Source organism: Bacillus sp. Cr_A10 (assembly GCF_029222665.1).
Taxonomy (GTDB): Bacteria; Bacillota; Bacilli; order Bacillales_A; family Planococcaceae; genus Psychrobacillus.
In genome coordinates, this window is sequence record NZ_JARHXR010000002.1 from 170,359 (window position 1) to 187,428 (window position 17,070).

Sequence of the window (17,070 nt, forward strand, 5' to 3'; positions counted from 1 at the left end):
TCATCCTTCCAGCTTTAGTTCGAGGATTGCATCACGTAATTCTGCGGCACGTTCGAAGTTAAGCGCTTTGGCTGCATCCTTCATTTCTTTTTCGAGATTTGCCAATAGTTTTTCTTTCTCTTCTTTTGTTAACGCTTTTCCACTTGTTAACTTTTGCGCATAAGTTCCCTCTTCTTCGGCAACTTGAGATGCTCGAATAACTTCGCGAACTTTTTTCTCAATCGTTTTCGGTGTAATGCCGTGTTTTTCATTGTATTCCATTTGAATTGTTCTACGGCGTTTTGTTTCATCGATTGCTTTTTTCATAGAATCTGTCATTTTATCCGCGTACATAATTACTTCACCATTTGAATTTCGGGCAGCTCTTCCAATCGTTTGAATTAAAGAACGTTCGGATCGCAAAAATCCTTCCTTATCAGCATCTAAAATTGCCACAAGAGATACTTCGGGAATATCAAGACCTTCTCGAAGCAAGTTTATTCCTATTAAAACATCATATGTCCCTAAACGAAGCTCACGTATAATTTCAATTCGCTCCAATGTTTTCACTTCTGAGTGTAGGTATTGTACTTTTATCCCTATCTCTTTCAAATAATCTGTTAAATCCTCTGACATTTTCTTTGTTAATGTAGTAATTAACACCCGTTCATTTTTCGCGGAACGCTCATGGATCTCATTGATTAAGTCATCTATTTGACCTTCTATTGGTTTAACGGTTATGACTGGATCTAGTAGTCCGGTTGGTCGAATAATTTGTTCAACCATTTCAGGGGTATGTTCAATTTCATATGGTCCAGGTGTTGCAGATACATATATAGCTTGATTTACATGATCTTCGAATTCTTTAAAAGTAAGAGGACGGTTGTCTAAAGCAGAAGGTAATCGGAAACCATAATTAACAAGCACCGATTTTCTTGCTTGGTCACCATTAAACATTCCTCTTACTTGAGGTAATGAAACATGACTTTCATCCACAACGAGTAAAAAATCTTTTGGAAAATAATCTAATAGCGTGTATGGGGTAGCTCCTGCTTCACGTAATGTAAGATGTCGTGAATAGTTTTCAATTCCAGAGCAAAATCCCATTTCTCTCATCATTTCCAAATCGTAATTAGTGCGTTGCTCTAATCTTTGTGCCTCCAATAATTTATCTTCACTACGTAATAGTTTAAGTTGTTCTTCTAATTCTTTTTCAATATTTTCAATGGCAAGACGCATTTTTTCCTCACGTGTAACGAAGTGAGATGCTGGAAATATAGCTACGTGATCTCGTTCTGCTAAAATTTCTCCCGTTAATGCATCTACTTCTCGAATTCGGTCTATTTCATCTCCAAAAAACTCTACTCTTAGACATCTTTCATCTCTTGAAGCTGGGAAGATTTCTACTACATCTCCACGAACACGGAATGTACCTCGCGTGAAATTAATATCGTTTCTTTCATATTGAATGTCCACTAACTTTCGAAGCAACTGATTTCGCTCAATTTCCATTCCTGATCGCAGTGATACGACCATTTCTTTATATTCTTCAGGATTACCGAGACCATAAATACATGAAACAGATGCAATAATGATGACATCTTTTCTTTCGAATAAGGAAGATGTTGCCGAGTGACGAAGCTTGTCAATTTCTTCGTTTATGCTCGAATCTTTTTCAATATACGTATCTGTTTGGGGCACATACGCCTCAGGTTGAAAATAATCATAATAACTAACGAAGTATTCCACTGCATTGTTAGGAAAGAACTCTTTAAACTCACTATAAAGCTGTCCGGCAAGGGTTTTATTATGTGCCATTACCAAAGTTGGTTTATTAATCTGTTGAATTACATTTGAAATAGTAAACGTCTTTCCTGTCCCTGTTGCACCAAGTAACGTTTGATGTTTATCTCCTTCCTGAACCCCTTCTACTAATTTTTTTATTGCTTCTATTTGATCCCCCGCTGGCTTATACGGAGCTTGCAAATCGAATATTTGATCCATATGATAGCCTCCCATAACTTGAATATTTTCAGTTTAACATACTATCTTTTTGAAAACGAATAAAACGAACGTATGTTTTTTCACAAATAAGAAAAACCGCTTAAAACAAGCGGTCTCACTAGGTTTGTGCTGTCATCTTTTTGATGCCTCTAAGGCTAGATACAAACCTACTTTATTATTTTGTCTCCAGATAGCTTCCCATTTTTCAAGCGGCACTGGCTTCTCTCCTATATACGGTGATATTTCTAATGTGATTCCAGGCATTTTGGTTTGTTGAATAAACCAATCAGCAGAAGATCCTGATCCCGGTAAATATTGTGGAGGCATCACTTACTTACTAAATAAGTTTACAAGAACTTTTTGTAGAAATAAATCGAATTTTAAAACAATTTTAAACATAAAGAAAGCCGCTCTGCATAAGCGGCTTTCAGTCTACTTTATACTTTGTAATTGTTGTAATGCATTCGTATACTCTATGAATGCATGCTTATCTTTTTGGTCTAAGGCATCATCAATTAACTGCAATAATCTATAACTACTTTGTTCCCGGTGAATTATGTTCAAAAACATATCAAGATAAATTTCGTTTAACAATTTTTCTGCAGAACTTTCTTTTCCTGTTTGCCCCATTGCTTTTAAGAAATCTGCGTATGAATATTGTTTGTCCATCTCTGATCACCCCGATGTCTTTTTTCCATTATATAAAAGTAAAAGAAGAGATGCAATCATTTTGCGAAAATTATGATTTTAAGATTAATTCAAAATTTTAGAAAATTCGTTATATTTGATTGCTTTATTTCCATATTTAACTATAATTGATGTATAAACTACTAAGGAGTGGAAAATACGATGAAAATAATAAAAGATAAATCCTTCCTCGTTTCATTTGAAACTGCAGTTCTACAGCCAGTCCGAATAAACAACAAAGTTTATACAAAAGTTACTAATATTTCAGGGGAAACTATGTTAGTAGGTAAAAAGCCTTACGATATAGTAAGGCAATCATGTGCCTACTATGGCTCCTCATTTCAACAAGCAAAAAACCTTTCCAGAGAAACACTCGGAAATTACCTTAAACTTCCTATAATTATCGCACATGACTATGGAAATCCATGTATATTAATACCTTTACTTTCACCAAAATCAGATTTAAATGTTTGGTTTTCACTTAAAGCGATTGATGGTTTCCATGCAAGTGAAGGGGTGTGTAAGGTTTTATTAACAAATGGGCAAACAATTACTGTTGAAACGTCGGCAAATACTTTAAGCAAACAATTCGGTTTCGCCAATTTGCTAAATACACATTTTTTAAAAAGAATGAGTCACCTCTCATATGAGGGATTTTTATCGACCAGAAACCAATCTTCTTCTAATAAATTTTAAAGTTCAACAAGATTTTTCTACAAGCTCAAAATAAATAGAAATGAGTTCTTCTACTCTATTTCGAAGGCGAACGTTTAAGTACCTACGATGTTCTTCATAACCACCATGAAAAAATACATACTCCGTGAACATATCATCACCTTCACCACGAAGAACTTTCATACTATGTCGTTTCATATAAATATGTGTCTCTTTTAATTCTTTTTGGGCTTGCTTTACGGCTTTCTCCACCATAGATATATAAGGTCGTTTTAGCTTAAAAGGGCCTTTTTCAAAAATGGTTCGATCCTTTTCCAAAATGGTTAAAACCATCGGAAGATAGATCATGTTTTCTAAGTATGGCAACGATTCATCCGGTATTAGTGGCATATCATATCCTCCTTCTAATAAGAACGTTTGTTCCTATATTATTGTACAACTTTTAATATAAAATGCAATAATCTATAAAAAATATTTTTTCCAATTTAATGAATAAAATACATTCGCTCAAAAAAACTACCATTCTCTAAGAATGGTAGTTAATTTAATATTTCAGCAGCCCAACGACGAGCTTCTATATAGATGTCATTCAAAGTATCGTGATCGATATTTAGAATCGTTACACCCTCTAACATATCGTCCCATCGAACCTCATCACAGGCAATTGCCACCTCTAAATATGGAGTCATTTCAGTGAGGTTACCTGAAAGTGTTGCCGCTACTTCATCAGAAAGTGGTAAATCCTGAAGCAATTGGTTCATCGATTGATGAAGTAAAGTATCGATTAAAGAGAACATGCCAACTAAAAAATACTCTGACGCATTTTTTTTGACTTTAGTTTTTGCAAGTAACTCACAAAACTTCGCACGGAATAAGGAAGCCTCGATTAGAGCCATTCCGTCACCCGAATAATTCGCTTTAGATTCATGAAGTAAAAGAACATATAACCAATGATTTAATTCCTCCAAGCCAAGCATAACTACACCTTGCTTTATCGAGCGAATCTTAGATTTTAATCGTACTGCAGGGGAATTGATCAACTTCAATACTTTAAACGAAAGTGAGACATCTCGTTCAATTTCTTCTGCTACCTCTTCAATAGAAGAAGATTTGTCACGTAGAAGACTAATAATCCGAAAGTACTGTACTAAATTGGCTGGAATTTCCGTACCTTTAATAATTTCAGGCTTAGCAAAGAAATAACCTTGAAATAACCCATAACCAGCAGCTTTTGCCTCATAAAACTGTTCGCGGGTCTCAACTTTTTCGGCAAGTAGAACAATATGTGGATAATTCTTTTTTACAATTCGTTCGATTGCTTGTCTTTCCGCCACGGTGCTTGAAAGAAAATCAACTTTAATGAAGTTAACGAGTGAAAATAACTCATCATATACCGTTATATTTTTTTGGAGAACAAAATCATCTAATGCAATTAAAAAGCCCAAAGACTTAATCTCTTTAATTTTTTGAATTAAAGCAGAGGTTATTGGTATATCCTCTAGAATTTCTACTACTATTCTATTCCCTGGAAATTTTGCGAAAATATCCTTTACTAGTAGGTTTTCAGTGAAATTAATAAAACATAGTTTTTCTCCAGCTAGTTCATTAATACCAATCGTCAAAAAGGAGTGCACGAGTACTTCTAAAGTAGCTGTTTCTCCATCTATTAGTGGAAAGGAATTATCATGTCCATTACGATACAACAATTCATATGCGAAAATATGTTCATTTTTATTAAAAATCGGTTGTCTTGCAACAAAAATGTCCATGTAAATTCCTCTAATCTTTCGAATTTCAATAACATAATTGTATCAAATCAAAAAAGGAAAATCGACCTATATTTGAAACTATCTACTAAAGATGACAGACCAATAGTAAAATGATATGTTTTGTATGGGAGAAAAAAATATTTTTGGGGGAGAGAAAATGGAATCTATTCATTATGAAGAACATGGAAATATTGCTTATGTGACACTTAATAGACCAGATGCTCTGAATGCATTTAATTACGATATGCTTCAAGAGCTTGGAGAAATCACTGAAACTATTCGTATAAATCCAGATGTGCGTGTAGTGATTTTTACAGGTGCTGGGGAGAAATCTTTTAGTGTTGGGGCGGATTTAAAAGAACGAAAAACATTGACTGACCAACAAGTAAAACGAAATATATTAAAAATTGGAGAAGTTTTTTCAGCAATTGAAAATCTTCCACAACCTACCATCGCAATGCTAAACGGCTATGCTTTTGGGGGTGGAACAGAGCTTGCTCTTGCATGTGATTTCCGGATAGCAGCGAATGACATTCAACTAGGATTAACGGAAACAAGCTTAGCCATTATTCCTGGCGCTGGTGGTACACAACGTCTACCACGTCTTATTGGAGAAGCGAAAGCGTTGGAACTTATCCTTACAGCAAAAAGAGTAAAAGCAGAAGAAGCATTAGCATACGGCTTAGTAACTAAAGTTACTTCACGTGAAACATTAATCGCAGAAACCGAAAGCTTCGCAACACTAATGCTAGTAAATGGCCCAATTGCGCTACAACAAGCCAAATTTGCTATCAAACACGGCATGAATGTCGATTTACATACTGGATTAAGTATCGAACGCAAAGCTTACGAAATTACCATTCCAACAGAAGATAGAATAGAAGCATTAAACGCATTCAGTGAAAAACGAAAACCTATTTTTAAAGGAAAGTAATACGATTGAGAGAAATGCCAATCATCTTGGTTTTTCTCTCCTTTTTATGTGGCAATTCCAAACCATTATAAAATGTATAGCTCGGTTTCACTTGATATAGGAGGAGAGAAAAATTTATAAGAGACAATATTTCGTAATTTTTTATATTTTGTTACTTGTTTGTTCCCTCATACTCTTTCAAGCAAAGCTTGCCGAACCAGTCGTGAAAGATCACGGACGTCTATTACCTGTCAAAATGAAGGCAATAAAATCAAGTGATAGGGAAGAAAATATTGTTAATATTATAGAAGAAGCAAATGAAAAAGATATTCCAATATCCATAGCAGGAATGCAACATAGTCAAGGCGGGCAAACGCTTTATCCCGATGGTATCCTACTCGATATGAAAAGCTATAATAAAATTCTTGACTTAGATACAAAGAATAAACTCATCACTGTACAAAGCGGGGTAACATGGGCCGATATCCAATCCTATATTAACCCTTATGGGCTTGCATTAAAGGTAAGCCAATCTCAAAATATTTTCACTGTCGGCGGTTCATTAAGTGTAAATGTCCACGGTCGTGACATTCAATATACTTCTTTAATTGAAACAGTAGAATCATTTAGATTACTCACTTCACAAGGAAAAATCATACAAGTAAGTCGAGAAGAAAATACAGAACTGTTCCAGTTAGTGAATGGTGGATATGGATTATTCGGTGTAATTCTCGATGTAACTTTGCAATTGACGGATGATAAACTCTATAAAGTTCAATCAAAATCACTAACCTATGATGAATACAGTACTTATTTCACAACCCATGTTAAAGGTGATTCAGTAAAAATGCATTTGGCGAGAATTTCAGTTGCACCTGATAGCTTTTTATCAGAAATGTATGTAACTAATTATTACTTAGCCGAAGACCAATCACTATTAAGCAATCATACTACCTTAAAACGCGAGAGAATCATTGCTATTCCAAAGTTACTTCTTGGTCTCTCTCGGATAAATACGCATGGAAAAAATATGTTTTGGAAGACTCAAAAAGAATATAATAATCGAATTGATGGTTCCTATATTTCAAGAAATAATGTCATGCGTTCGGAATCGACTTTTATGGAATATGACAGTGCTAGCAAAACGGAATTACTACAAGAATATTTTGTACCGGTAGATGAATTCACTTCCTATATTGATGACTTAAGAGAAATGCTTCAAAAGGAAAAGAATATCAACTTACTGAATATCACTATACGATATGTGAAGCAAAATGATGAGGCAATCATGTCTTATGCAAAAGAAGATATGTTTGCACTTGTATTACTTATCAATCAAGAGACGAACGAAGAAAGTATCGAAGAAGTGGATCAGGTCATACAGAAAATGATTGATATTACATTAGAACACGACGGAACCTATTATCTTCCATACTATAACTTCCCTACAAAATCACAATTAGAAATAGCCTACCCGAGAGCGGAAGAATTTTTTGAACTGAAAGAAAAATATGATCCTGAAAAACGATTTCTGAATCTTTTCTATGAGGAGTATTATAAATGAAATACAGAAGATTTATAATCTATCAAGGCGTAATAGGTATGTCTGCCAGTATGATATTTCCATTTTACGTGCTGCTATTAAAAAATGTTGGAAATAGTTATTCACAGTTTGGTTGGGCATACGGGTTATTTGCTCTTACGGCTGCATTGAGCTATTCAGTTATTGGTAAATTTGCAGATAGGACAGGAGACCAATCTCTCTTAGTCATTTATTCATGGGGAATGGCACTCCTATTACTCATTATTCCGCTTGCTTATGAAATTTGGCATGTATATATACTTCAAATTGTAATGGGTTTATTAGGTGCGATACAGAAAAACAGTGAAAAAACAGTACTAGCACGTACGGTTAAGAAGGAGACTGCTGGTAAGGAAATTGGTCTCTACCACATTTGGACTTCGGTTGGTGCAGCTTTTGCGGTTATTGTTACAGGATATTTAGTTGACTTTCTTACTATTGGAAGTATTTTTTACCTCGCATCTATAGTATTTGCGTGGAGTGGGTTTTATATAATGAAAATAGATAATCTAAAAATAAAAGAAGGATGAAAAAATACTTTCATCCTTTCTTAGCTATTAACGTATATAATCCGGGCATTTTGTTTTCTATTCCTTCTGGTGAACCAGATGGAAATGCCCAACTAACTCCAGGTTCTTCCTCTAGATAGCTGATGTTAAGACCTGCTTTCGAAATAGAAGTGACAATTTCCCCTAAAGTCCATCTTCGAATATTAACTTTCTTTAAAGAAAATCGTTCTTCTTCCGGTAGTAAAATACTATAGGCTACATCTTCTTCCACTACTCCCTTACTAAAATAATCGCCACTTGCAAGCATCTCTCCTTCTTCTACATGCACTAGCTTAGAAACGAAAGGATGATAATCCCTTAAAATAAATTGTCCACCTTGCTTAAGTGAATCGAAAACCACTTTAAATAATGGGGATAAATCCACAAAGTAATGAAGTACCCCTAATTCTAACAGAACAAAGTCAAACTCATTTAGTTCCGCCTCATCGGGAACTTCTAGAATATCCGAAACTATGTACTTTATCTTTACTTTTGCCTCTTCTGCTAATTCGATCGCATATTTCTTATTATCTTCTGAAATATCTACTACTAAAACCTCGGCTCCTAACAACGCAAAAGAAACTGCTTTATTTCCTTTTGATCCTAAAAAATTGGCAATCCTTTTACCTTTTACATTCCCCATGAAATTTAAATAGTGGGAAACAGCACTAGTGGGATTTTCCCTTAGCTTCTTTGCAAATTCTTTAGGTGATCCGTGGCGATTCGTCCATGCTTGATAAGCAGATTGGTTCCACCCCACCTGATTTTTGTGACTAACTATTTTTTGCTCCATCCATTCGCCTCCAAGATTCTATTTTTAAAAAAAGATCAAGTTTCTCTAATCACTACTTCTCCTTCAACATTCTTTTCATTATCCCAAGTCACCTGAATTTCAAATGTCCCTTCTTTAAAAAACAGAGGAATCCTTCTGCGAATCGATTTCTGTATTGGAAGTGAATCTATTTCTTTGATAGGTACCCAAATCGGTTTTCCTTCAGGCGATTCATTTAATAAATCTCCTTTAAATTCTTTCGTTAAGTAATTAAAAATAATATATCGATCGTTTTTTTCTGGATTTACATATTCATAGATACCTTTAAAAATAAGATTGCTAACCTCTAGGCCGGTTTCTTCTTTTACCTCTCTAATTGCTGATTCCACAAAACTCTCTGGAAAATCTACTTTACCACCAGGAGGAATAAAACCTTTAAAATGATCATGTTGCCTATAGGAGCACTTTATCGTTATCTTGTATCATACAAACAGTCCAAAATTTATAGTTAATAGTTTGATTCATTTTTACCCCCATTAATCCCTTTTGCTCTTCGTTTTGTTATTATCGAACTCCTTCAAATTCATAAAATGCAAGTGACTTATTATCATTTGATTCAATTCTTAAGCTTTCAAATAAAAATGGCATTAGTTCTTTTGCAGTTCCATAATCTACCCATCTAGCTTCAACAATGTCATTATCCGGGTCGTTGATATTTATTTGACCATCGATAATTTTTGCATTAAAAGTAATGATTAACGCGTGATGACCTCTATCCGAAAACAACACTTCTCGGATGGAATTTAAACCAGTAATTTTTATCTTATAACCCGTTTCCTCCCTTACTTCACGGATAACCGCTTTCTCGAGTGTTTAATTTTCTTCTACTGCCCCTCCTGGAAGCCCCCAATAAAACGAGTCACCTTTCCTATTCTTCACTAATAATATGTACCCATTCTCATCATGGATTAAGGCTGAAGCTACATCTACACGTTTCAAAATTATCCCTCCAACTTTCATATCTATTCTGCAATACTAGCGAAAAGTCCTTTATCTTATGATAAGCTTTATGGGAGGTGAATGAAATGAAGAGTAAACCAATTTATGTTGAAATACCTATTAATTCAGAGATGGAAAAGTTATGGAATGCTACACAGAAACCTGAGCTACACGAGCAATGGGATTTGCGATTTACCTCTATCACCTATTTACCAAAAGAAGAAAGTGAGCCTCAACATTTCCACTATAAAACAAATATTGGATTTGGTTTGAACATTGCTGGATGGGGAAAAAGTGTTGGCACTTTTCATGCAAGAGATGAATCACGTACATCCTCCTTACACTTTGGAACGGATCAAGCTATTTCTATTATTCGAGAGGGAAAAGGTTACTGGAAGTATGCTCCGGAACAAGATTCTATTCGATTTCTTACACAATACGATTATAAAACGAATTTTGGCATCTTCGGCCGCTATTTTGATTTTCTAATTTTCCGGCCCCTAATCGGATGGGCAACTGCACTAAGTTTCGATGTATTAAAAAGATGGCTTGAAAAAGGAGAGTCTCCATCCTCACAATACAAACATTTTTTTAGCCATTGGATGATTACATTTTTGTTCTCCTTTATATGGCTATATCAAGGTTTAGTACCAAAGTTAATATACAAGCACCCGGATGAAATCTTGATGACAAGTAGCCTACTTTCTTTTACAACAATCTCTGCCTCTTTTATCGTCTCATCAGTGGGGTTTTTGGAAGTTGTTTTCGGTCTTACTTGGTTACTCTACAAAAATAAAAGAAAATTACTAGGGTTACAGTTAGTCTTATTTCCTCTGTTAACGTTCTCAGCAATTCTCGCAGATCCAACTACTTTATATCATCCATTCAACCCGTTAACTTTTAACATGTCATTATTTATTCTTTCCTTAGTTGGATTTTTCATAAGCAAAGATATACCGTCAGCTAAAAATTGCAAACGAGTTAGATAAGGAGCATTTGAATGACTATCTATAAACACATACTTGGCGATCAATTTAATAAACTTCATCCAATGCTTCAAAAACGATATAAGCTACCCGTTGATAGTAAGTTTAAAGCAACTGGTGTTATGAAAAAAATCAGCCGTGGACCAAAATGGATGTACCCATTTTTCTTATTAGCGACAAGATGGAAGTTTTTATTCCCCGAACATGGATCGGATATTCCTTTTACTATTGTAAATACAAGTTTAATCGGACCGAACAAAGAGAATCAGGTGCACTGGGAGAGAATTTTTTATTTCAAAAATAAAAAAAGATATTTTAATGCGCTTATGAGCCTAGATCCTGCCAGTAATAGCGTAAAAGATTACTTAGGAGAACCAAGCATATTTTACTCCGATCTGGTTTTCTTTGTTACTGAAGAGGGACGGATGCTAATTGAATCACGAGAACAGCGAATTGTTATAGGGAATATAGAAGTACCACTGCCAAGAATTTTTCAAGGTGTGGTCCATGTAACTGAATATTATATAGAAGAAAGAGACGTTTATTCTATACATGTCCTAATAAAAAACCCGTTAATCGGCACTTTATTTGAATATGAAGGAGAATTTCAAACAAATGACTTTTAAGCGAATTGCTCTTTTACATACCATTGGATTTTTAGTAGTCGTCATTTTCAATGTAACTCCTTGGTATTTTTTAATGTTAACCGTTGCACAACTAATATTTGTACCAATCACTCTACAATTAATATTGAAAAAAGAAAATAGACTGTATTATTTTTTTGCAATACCAGCCTTTGCATCTATTTTCATCCTACAAACAACGACTACTACTGAATGGGACATACTTCTTGCAGGTATCTATTTATTATTTACTTTAGTCGTTGCTATATATGGGCTCCACCGATTTATTCAACGTGGATTTGACCATTTAGAAGAATTTTCAATCGATGCAGGAATGATGTATTTATTCATTGGTGGGATGTGGTTTTTTGCTTCTGTCGCAGAAATTGATACGGGATTCTCTCCTATTTTAACGTGGCTGACAGCAATTCACTTTCACTATTCTTCCTTCTTGCTACCTATTTTCGTAGGTTTTCTTGGTCGTTTATCTAAAAGAAAAACTTACAATATTATTTGTAGCGTTATTTTAATTTCTCCGATTGTCGTTGCACTTGGAATCACTTTCTCCCCTTGGTTAGAACTAGCTTCAGTACTCCTATATATTTTTGGAATATATGGGCTTATAGTTTTAGTCATTAAATCAGATTTTCCTAATAAACTGCAAAAAACATTGGTGCTAACATCATTCGGAGCATTAGGCATTACAATTATTTTTTCCTTATTATATGCTATCGGTAATGTATTTGGAGTTTTTGCTCTAAGTATCGATTTTATGTTGAAGTTTCATGGATTTTTCAATTCAATTTTGTTCGCATTATGTGGGGTTGTTGGCTGGTCAATACTTACCCCAAAAACCAAAGAGATTAAGTCGAAATTCCCTATCAGTAGTATTCGGGGGAAATATGTAATTGGAGAAAAGATTTTATATAAGCATTTAGGTAAGGAATCCTATAAAGGTCTTGTGGATGATATGGGAATATACTTAGAAAAGAGTTTTCTATCCGCAACAATAATCGATTTCTATGAAAATACAAACCAATTTCGACTATATTCAGAAGTAAACTGGCACAATTGGTTTAAGCCCTTTGCCGCTATATATAGATTTTTTAGTAGAAACGTTCAACAGCTAAATCTTCCATATACTAATACACAAATGGAAATGACTGGCGAAATTATAGCTGTAGAAGATGGTAGGAAAAATACGAGAGCATGGCTTCGAAAAATAGGTAAAGAAGTAATCTTTGTCGCACTCTACTCTTCTCATCAACGTAATGATAAATATTATATGAATATTGCCCTTCCTCTTCCTTGGTCATCGATGATTGGAATACTAGAATTGAACCAAAATGGAGAAAAACTAGTATTAACGAGTAAAGGAGCAAACGGTTCAGATGCAGGAATTTACTTAGCGTTTCGCCAAAACGTTTTTAGACTTCCTTTACAAGAGCAATTTATAATAGAAGAAAAAAAAGATCATCAGCTAACTGCTAAACATCATATGCGAATTTGTTCCATACCTTTTTTAACAATACAATATAATATAAATAAAAGGAGCCCATCTTAAAAAGGATGGGCTCTAACTCTATTACTTTTTAAAATGATAAGGAACAGTAGTAATTATAACATCTTTGCGATAAAGCAAAATTGATCTAATCAGCAAGCTGGACTGGTTATGAAGTATATTATGCCAGCCTTTTTTTGGTATAAACTGCGGAATTAAAACTGTCACTCGATAATTGTCCATTAATGCGGAGTACTGACATTGCGAAAAAAAACTGACGAGCCAATATAGGCCGTCAGTTTTTTAGCAGACAAAATAATGATGAAATGCCTCCAACGAAACAAGCTAAACTTGTTTGTTGTTACTGTTATTGTTATCCGAATTATTCTTATTGTATTCTCGAATATCTGTAAAGTCTGTCTCATCACTAAATTCTGTCTCGTACTTTAAATTATTATAGCCTGAAGTCCTACTTCGTTCTGCTCCTACTTCTTTGTGTGCTTCAAATAAAAGCGGGATACAAATTAGTCCACTTATACCTACAAGAGCATAAATTACTCGAGACATGGCTTCCGTTTGTCCACCAAAAATGGAAGCAACTAAATCGTATTCAAAAAATCCGATCAATCCCCAGTTAATTGCACCAATTATTACGAGCACTAAAGCAATTCGATGAATTGTTTTCACAGATTCACACCTCCTCAAAATTTAAATGAATGTTAGCCACGATAAATGATCGTTTATAGCTAAGATTCTTTCTTATCTTTCACTATTAACAAGCATTAATACAAAACAATATAAATTTGTTTAAAAAAAAAAGAAAAAAAAACGATTTCCAACATGTTAGAAATCGATTTAATGTTTCTTTTTATTTAACTATCTTATAAAAATGAACACCGCCAATCCACCAATCAATTCCTACAAGATCGATTCGATTTTGTTTTCCCACGTTATGTCAATCTTAGCATTTGAAATAGGATCAGAATAATTTGGTAAAGGTCGATTAGACGTAATTAAGGGTTTCTTTCCTTTCATTAATTCCATTAAAATGGCTGATAAATGCAAATCACTTAACCCATCATTTACTCTTTTCTTCGTTACCTCATTAAACAACTCGAAGAATTGGCAAATTCCATTATTAATTAAACTTAGTGATAAGTACTCAACTTCATTTAAACCTGTTTTTAACGAAGGAAAATAGCTTTTATGCCCTTGAAAAAATGGAAGTAGAAAAGGAAGAAAATGAGATGTGTTTTGTATCCATTTTTTATAATCGTCTTCATCTTTAGAATTATATGCAATCCATCCAGATATAGCTTCATGAATTTCATCGTTTGAAAGTTCCTTTTTATCATCTACTAAAGCTATTAATTGCTCCGAAGACAACTGACCTAATCCATGGAAAGGATGAATTCCAGTATACTGATTAATACTAACCATAGATAGATTTTTAATACCTAAGGAAGATAGTTCTGTTAATAAATACATAAGCATGGTTTGATCATATCTATCATGCTCGAACCACAGTACAACCTCATCCTTCGTTGATATATTATTCAATAAATTATTTTGTTTAATACAATTGGAAATAAACAGTTTTGCTGGAATCTCCAGTCTTTGTTCAAAAAAAGCAGCACGTCTCTTTAATTGCTCCTCTTTTGTCCATTCTAAACTTAATGGACCGAAATCATACATTTCTCTCCAAACGATAATTTCTCCTTCTATATCTTTAATCTTATTTCCTACTACATCCCCATTTACAATGTGAATCATGCACATTCGCCTTTCTTAGCTTTTAGAGTCTAATTATGTCTCTCTCTTCATGTTAATTCTTCAATTGTTGTTCATTCCCCTTTTATTCATTGAATGAGTAGCAATGTTGAAATATAATTTGTATGAAGAAGATTTAACGGGAGAAATTAAATTAAAGGAGGAGCTAAACCAATGCAATATCGTCTTGTGGAGAGAGAGGCTTTCCAAGTTATTGGAGTTAATAGAGAATTTCCGTACGATGTAGAAAACGGTGGAATAGAAGCGTTTCAAACATTTTGGAATGAGATTCAACAGGATGGAACCCTAAATCAATTATTAGATTTAAAAAGTGGAGACATAAATGGGTTATTAGGCATTTGGGCAGAGGTAAGTAGAGAGAAAAATAGGATGAATTATTATGTTGCAGCAGAATATGATGGTACTAATTCAACTGACTTTCAGCGCATTGACTTCCCTGCCTCAAAATGGGTTGTTTTTGAAGTTCAAGGACCTTTTCCATCTGCAATCGCAAATACATGGGAACGAATATTTTCGGAATGGTTTCCATCCAATCCATATGAACTGTCTTCCATAAAACCATTTGAAGTTTATTTGGATACAAATATCTATAAAACAGAAACATACAATGAAATTTGGGTTCCAGTTAAATAAGAAAGAATAAAAGTGCTCTATATTAATTAGAAACGCTTCAGACTGTAGTCAAACTCGAGTTATTTTTATATAGAATCGATCAGGTTTTCCAAAGCTTACCGCTCGTTTTCTGTGGGTGAGCGCCGAGGAGCTTGGACTACTAAATAATGTCTTCCGATAAATAAGAAAATCGTTGAAACGGCTCCCTTTCCGCTGGCGTTGCCTTAGCCTCCTCGCTGCGCTGCGGGGTCTTCGGCTAACGCTATTCCCGCAGGAGTGTCGCCTTTTTCAACGATTTTCTATAAATACTAATTGAAAAAACTTCAGTTATAAAAGCTTGCTCTATTAAATGGCATGTTTTTTGATTGAAAAGCGGATAATAGTTGATTAGAGTGGATGGCGGCGACTCCAGCCGGAATAGCAAATGTTTTCTGCATCGAAAGCGAAGCGGCAGATGCATGAGCTGAAGACCCTAGACTGAGCGTAGCGAAATTAATTTTTGCGACGAGCTTGCGCAGGAGCAACGTTTTTTTTGCGACGAGCTTGCGCAGGAGCAAGGGAAGCGGCTGAAGCCATGCCGGCGGAACGCGTCCGCCTGGAACGAAAATTATCGGGTCAAAAATAAAAATCTACAATTATGAGCGTCTCTATATTATAAAAACGCTTTTGTTTATTTTAAGTCAATTCTTCCACTTTCTTTTTTAGAAAGCTAAATTTTGTTTCAGATATGATAATAGCTAGAAGAATGAGAATAGCTCCAATTATCATTTTTAGGGTCATTACTTCACTTAAAATAATTACTGAAAATACCATGCCCCAAAAAGACTCTGTAGATAGTATTATGGCAGCCTTTGTTTCTGATATGTATTTCTGTGCAACTGTTTGCATTAAGTAAGCGATTGTTGTAGAAAAAACACCAAGGTAAAGAAGATTCATAACTCCTTCAGTTTCCAAAGAAAATGAAGTTTCTCCTCTAAAGATTACAACAATCCATCCAATGAGTGCAGCTACCATCATTTGTACAATCGTGATAACAACTGGATCTTCTGTTTTTACAAATCGAGCAGTATAAAAGATATGAAATGCAAATCCGACTGCACAGCATAAAGTGAGCAAATCTCCTATGTTAATCTCCGTTGATATTTTAAGAGACAGTACCGCCACTCCAATTACGGCCATAACTGCACCAATCAATTCAAACATATCGATTTTTCTCTTATAAAAGAGAAATCCTATGAAGGGTACAAATACAACATTTACTGCAGTTAAAAATGCATTTTTAGATGGGGTTGTATATTGAAGTCCTACCGTTTGAAGAGCAAATGCCAGGTACAGAAATACCCCCAATATTGCTCCCTTAATAAGTGAACTTTTATTTAGTTTCTTTAACTTTTTGTGAAAGAGAATAATTAATAAAATAGCGCCAATCATAAACCTTCCTGCTAAAATTTGATAAGGTGTGTAATATTCTAATGAAACAGCACTTGCAACAAATCCACTTCCCCAAATAATTGCTGTAATCACTAGCAATATTTCACCTAAATACCTTTGCATATAAATTCGCCTACCTTTTTTGTCAATATTGATAGTATATCGTATATTTATACAAAAAAAAGCGTATCTTTCTAC

Annotated in this window: 18 protein-coding genes and 3 pseudogenes; 8 read left to right on the top strand and 13 right to left on the bottom strand. The window is 34.5% G+C overall.

The annotated features are described in order from the left end of the window. The 3 genes from uvrB to P2Q73_RS01585 form a co-directional block, all read right to left on the bottom strand. A complete protein-coding gene (gene uvrB / locus P2Q73_RS01575) occupies positions 1-1,983 on the bottom strand; it encodes an excinuclease ABC subunit UvrB (protein WP_053588406.1) in 1,983 nt (660 codons plus the stop codon). A 132-nt stretch (positions 1,984-2,115) separates the two neighbouring features. Then, positions 2,116-2,310, bottom strand: a complete 195-nt coding sequence (locus tag P2Q73_RS01580; RefSeq protein ID WP_275783199.1) for a peptidase M14 — start codon at positions 2,308-2,310, stop codon at positions 2,116-2,118. 105 nt (positions 2,311-2,415) lie between these two features. Then, positions 2,416-2,652, bottom strand: a complete 237-nt coding sequence (locus P2Q73_RS01585; protein ID WP_053588404.1) for an IDEAL domain-containing protein — start codon at positions 2,650-2,652, stop codon at positions 2,416-2,418. 180 nt (positions 2,653-2,832) lie between these two features. Here P2Q73_RS01585 and P2Q73_RS01590 point away from each other — a divergent pair, with 180 nt between their 5' ends. Then, entirely contained in the window at positions 2,833-3,366 is a 534-nt protein-coding gene (locus tag P2Q73_RS01590; RefSeq protein WP_053588403.1) for a competence protein ComK, read from the top strand. A gap of 3 nt (positions 3,367-3,369) precedes the next feature. Here P2Q73_RS01590 and P2Q73_RS01595 read toward each other — a convergent pair whose 3' ends face one another. Continuing rightward, entirely contained in the window at positions 3,370-3,735 is a 366-nt protein-coding gene (locus P2Q73_RS01595; RefSeq protein ID WP_053588402.1) for a YhjD family protein, read from the bottom strand. Positions 3,736-3,884: 149 nt separating this feature from the next. Continuing rightward, the gene (locus tag P2Q73_RS01600; RefSeq protein WP_275783205.1) at positions 3,885-5,114 is read right to left on the bottom strand and encodes an EAL and HDOD domain-containing protein; all 1,230 of its coding nucleotides are present in this window, start codon (positions 5,112-5,114) and stop codon (positions 3,885-3,887) included. Positions 5,115-5,271: 157 nt separating this feature from the next. On the opposite strand from P2Q73_RS01600, the gene P2Q73_RS01605 reads away from it, so the two are divergent. From P2Q73_RS01605 to P2Q73_RS01615, 3 genes are all read left to right on the top strand, one after another. Next, positions 5,272-6,048, top strand: a complete 777-nt coding sequence (locus P2Q73_RS01605) for an enoyl-CoA hydratase-related protein (RefSeq protein ID WP_275783208.1) — start codon at positions 5,272-5,274, stop codon at positions 6,046-6,048. Positions 6,049-6,160: 112 nt separating this feature from the next. Next, complete coding sequence (locus P2Q73_RS01610) at positions 6,161-7,591, top strand: FAD-binding oxidoreductase (protein ID WP_275783456.1); 1,431 nt, start codon at positions 6,161-6,163, stop codon at positions 7,589-7,591. Continuing rightward, positions 7,588-8,139 carry an MFS transporter gene (locus P2Q73_RS01615; protein ID WP_053588398.1) on the top strand — a complete coding sequence of 184 codons (552 nt, stop codon included), beginning with the start codon at positions 7,588-7,590 and terminating at the stop codon, positions 8,137-8,139. The genes P2Q73_RS01610 and P2Q73_RS01615 overlap by 4 nt, the downstream gene beginning before the upstream one ends. 10 nt (positions 8,140-8,149) lie before the next feature. On the opposite strand, the gene P2Q73_RS01620 is transcribed toward P2Q73_RS01615, so the two are convergent. From P2Q73_RS01620 to P2Q73_RS20315, 4 genes and pseudogenes are all read right to left on the bottom strand, one after another. Continuing rightward, positions 8,150-8,950: a class I SAM-dependent methyltransferase gene (locus P2Q73_RS01620; RefSeq protein ID WP_275783210.1), complete on the bottom strand. Its 801-nt coding sequence runs from the start codon at positions 8,948-8,950 to the stop codon at positions 8,150-8,152. 35 nt (positions 8,951-8,985) lie between these two features. After that, positions 8,986-9,454 (bottom strand): annotated as a pseudogene (locus tag P2Q73_RS01625) (NUDIX domain-containing protein). A gap of 39 nt (positions 9,455-9,493) precedes the next feature. Continuing rightward, positions 9,494-9,790 (bottom strand): annotated as a pseudogene (locus P2Q73_RS01630) (NUDIX hydrolase); the annotation flags it as partial. A gap of 12 nt (positions 9,791-9,802) precedes the next feature. Next, positions 9,803-9,928, bottom strand: coding sequence for an NUDIX hydrolase (locus P2Q73_RS20315; protein ID WP_345798821.1), 126 nt, complete (start codon positions 9,926-9,928; stop codon positions 9,803-9,805). 86 nt (positions 9,929-10,014) lie between these two features. On the opposite strand from P2Q73_RS20315, the gene P2Q73_RS01635 reads away from it, so the two are divergent. From P2Q73_RS01635 to P2Q73_RS01645, 3 genes are read left to right on the top strand one after another with little or no spacing between them, the layout of a single operon-like run. Beyond that, positions 10,015-10,917: a DoxX-like family protein gene (locus P2Q73_RS01635; RefSeq protein ID WP_275783213.1), complete on the top strand. Its 903-nt coding sequence runs from the start codon at positions 10,015-10,017 to the stop codon at positions 10,915-10,917. 11 nt (positions 10,918-10,928) lie between these two features. Then, the gene (locus tag P2Q73_RS01640; RefSeq protein ID WP_275783216.1) at positions 10,929-11,540 is read left to right on the top strand and encodes a DUF4166 domain-containing protein; all 612 of its coding nucleotides are present in this window, start codon (positions 10,929-10,931) and stop codon (positions 11,538-11,540) included. Beyond that, on the top strand, positions 11,530-13,101 hold the full coding sequence (locus tag P2Q73_RS01645; RefSeq protein WP_275783218.1) for a YndJ family protein: 1,572 nt from the start codon (positions 11,530-11,532) through the stop codon (positions 13,099-13,101). Before P2Q73_RS01640 ends, P2Q73_RS01645 begins: the two co-directional genes overlap by 11 nt. Positions 13,102-13,122: 21 nt before the next feature. On the opposite strand, the pseudogene P2Q73_RS20365 reads toward P2Q73_RS01645, so the two are convergent. From P2Q73_RS20365 to P2Q73_RS01655, 3 genes and pseudogenes are all read right to left on the bottom strand, one after another. After that, positions 13,123-13,296 (bottom strand): annotated as a pseudogene (locus P2Q73_RS20365) (amino acid permease); the annotation flags it as partial. An 87-nt stretch (positions 13,297-13,383) separates the two neighbouring features. After that, the gene (locus P2Q73_RS01650; protein WP_275783221.1) at positions 13,384-13,725 is read right to left on the bottom strand and encodes a DUF378 domain-containing protein; all 342 of its coding nucleotides are present in this window, start codon (positions 13,723-13,725) and stop codon (positions 13,384-13,386) included. A gap of 231 nt (positions 13,726-13,956) precedes the next feature. Then, entirely contained in the window at positions 13,957-14,811 is an 855-nt protein-coding gene (locus tag P2Q73_RS01655; RefSeq protein WP_275783225.1) for a DUF1835 domain-containing protein, read from the bottom strand. Positions 14,812-14,982: 171 nt separating this feature from the next. Here P2Q73_RS01655 and P2Q73_RS01660 point away from each other — a divergent pair, with 171 nt between their 5' ends. Beyond that, entirely contained in the window at positions 14,983-15,462 is a 480-nt protein-coding gene (locus P2Q73_RS01660; protein WP_056832538.1) for a GyrI-like domain-containing protein, read from the top strand. Positions 15,463-16,116: 654 nt separating this feature from the next. Here the strand turns inward: P2Q73_RS01660 and P2Q73_RS01665 are convergent. Then, positions 16,117-16,995, bottom strand: a complete 879-nt coding sequence (locus P2Q73_RS01665) for a DMT family transporter (protein ID WP_275783231.1) — start codon at positions 16,993-16,995, stop codon at positions 16,117-16,119. Between the last annotated feature and the right edge of the window lie 75 nt (positions 16,996-17,070).

Coding starts and splice junctions, on each gene's coding strand:
- P2Q73_RS01655 (WP_275783225.1), bottom strand. CDS start 14,811: ATGATTCACATTGTAAATGGGGATGTAGTAGGAAATAAGATTAAAGAT.
- P2Q73_RS01585 (WP_053588404.1), bottom strand. CDS start 2,652: ATGGACAAACAATATTCATACGCAGATTTCTTAAAAGCAATGGGGCAA.
- P2Q73_RS01580 (WP_275783199.1), bottom strand. CDS start 2,310: ATGCCTCCACAATATTTACCGGGATCAGGATCTTCTGCTGATTGGTTT.
- P2Q73_RS01660 (WP_056832538.1), top strand. CDS start 14,983: ATGCAATATCGTCTTGTGGAGAGAGAGGCTTTCCAAGTTATTGGAGTT.
- P2Q73_RS01615 (WP_053588398.1), top strand. CDS start 7,588: ATGAAATACAGAAGATTTATAATCTATCAAGGCGTAATAGGTATGTCT.
- P2Q73_RS01600 (WP_275783205.1), bottom strand. CDS start 5,114: ATGGACATTTTTGTTGCAAGACAACCGATTTTTAATAAAAATGAACAT.
- P2Q73_RS01620 (WP_275783210.1), bottom strand. CDS start 8,950: ATGGAGCAAAAAATAGTTAGTCACAAAAATCAGGTGGGGTGGAACCAA.
- P2Q73_RS01665 (WP_275783231.1), bottom strand. CDS start 16,995: ATGCAAAGGTATTTAGGTGAAATATTGCTAGTGATTACAGCAATTATT.
- P2Q73_RS01635 (WP_275783213.1), top strand. CDS start 10,015: ATGAAGAGTAAACCAATTTATGTTGAAATACCTATTAATTCAGAGATG.
- uvrB (WP_053588406.1), bottom strand. CDS start 1,983: ATGGATCAAATATTCGATTTGCAAGCTCCGTATAAGCCAGCGGGGGAT.
- P2Q73_RS01595 (WP_053588402.1), bottom strand. CDS start 3,735: ATGCCACTAATACCGGATGAATCGTTGCCATACTTAGAAAACATGATC.
- P2Q73_RS01640 (WP_275783216.1), top strand. CDS start 10,929: ATGACTATCTATAAACACATACTTGGCGATCAATTTAATAAACTTCAT.
- P2Q73_RS01605 (WP_275783208.1), top strand. CDS start 5,272: ATGGAATCTATTCATTATGAAGAACATGGAAATATTGCTTATGTGACA.
- P2Q73_RS01590 (WP_053588403.1), top strand. CDS start 2,833: ATGAAAATAATAAAAGATAAATCCTTCCTCGTTTCATTTGAAACTGCA.
- P2Q73_RS01645 (WP_275783218.1), top strand. CDS start 11,530: ATGACTTTTAAGCGAATTGCTCTTTTACATACCATTGGATTTTTAGTA.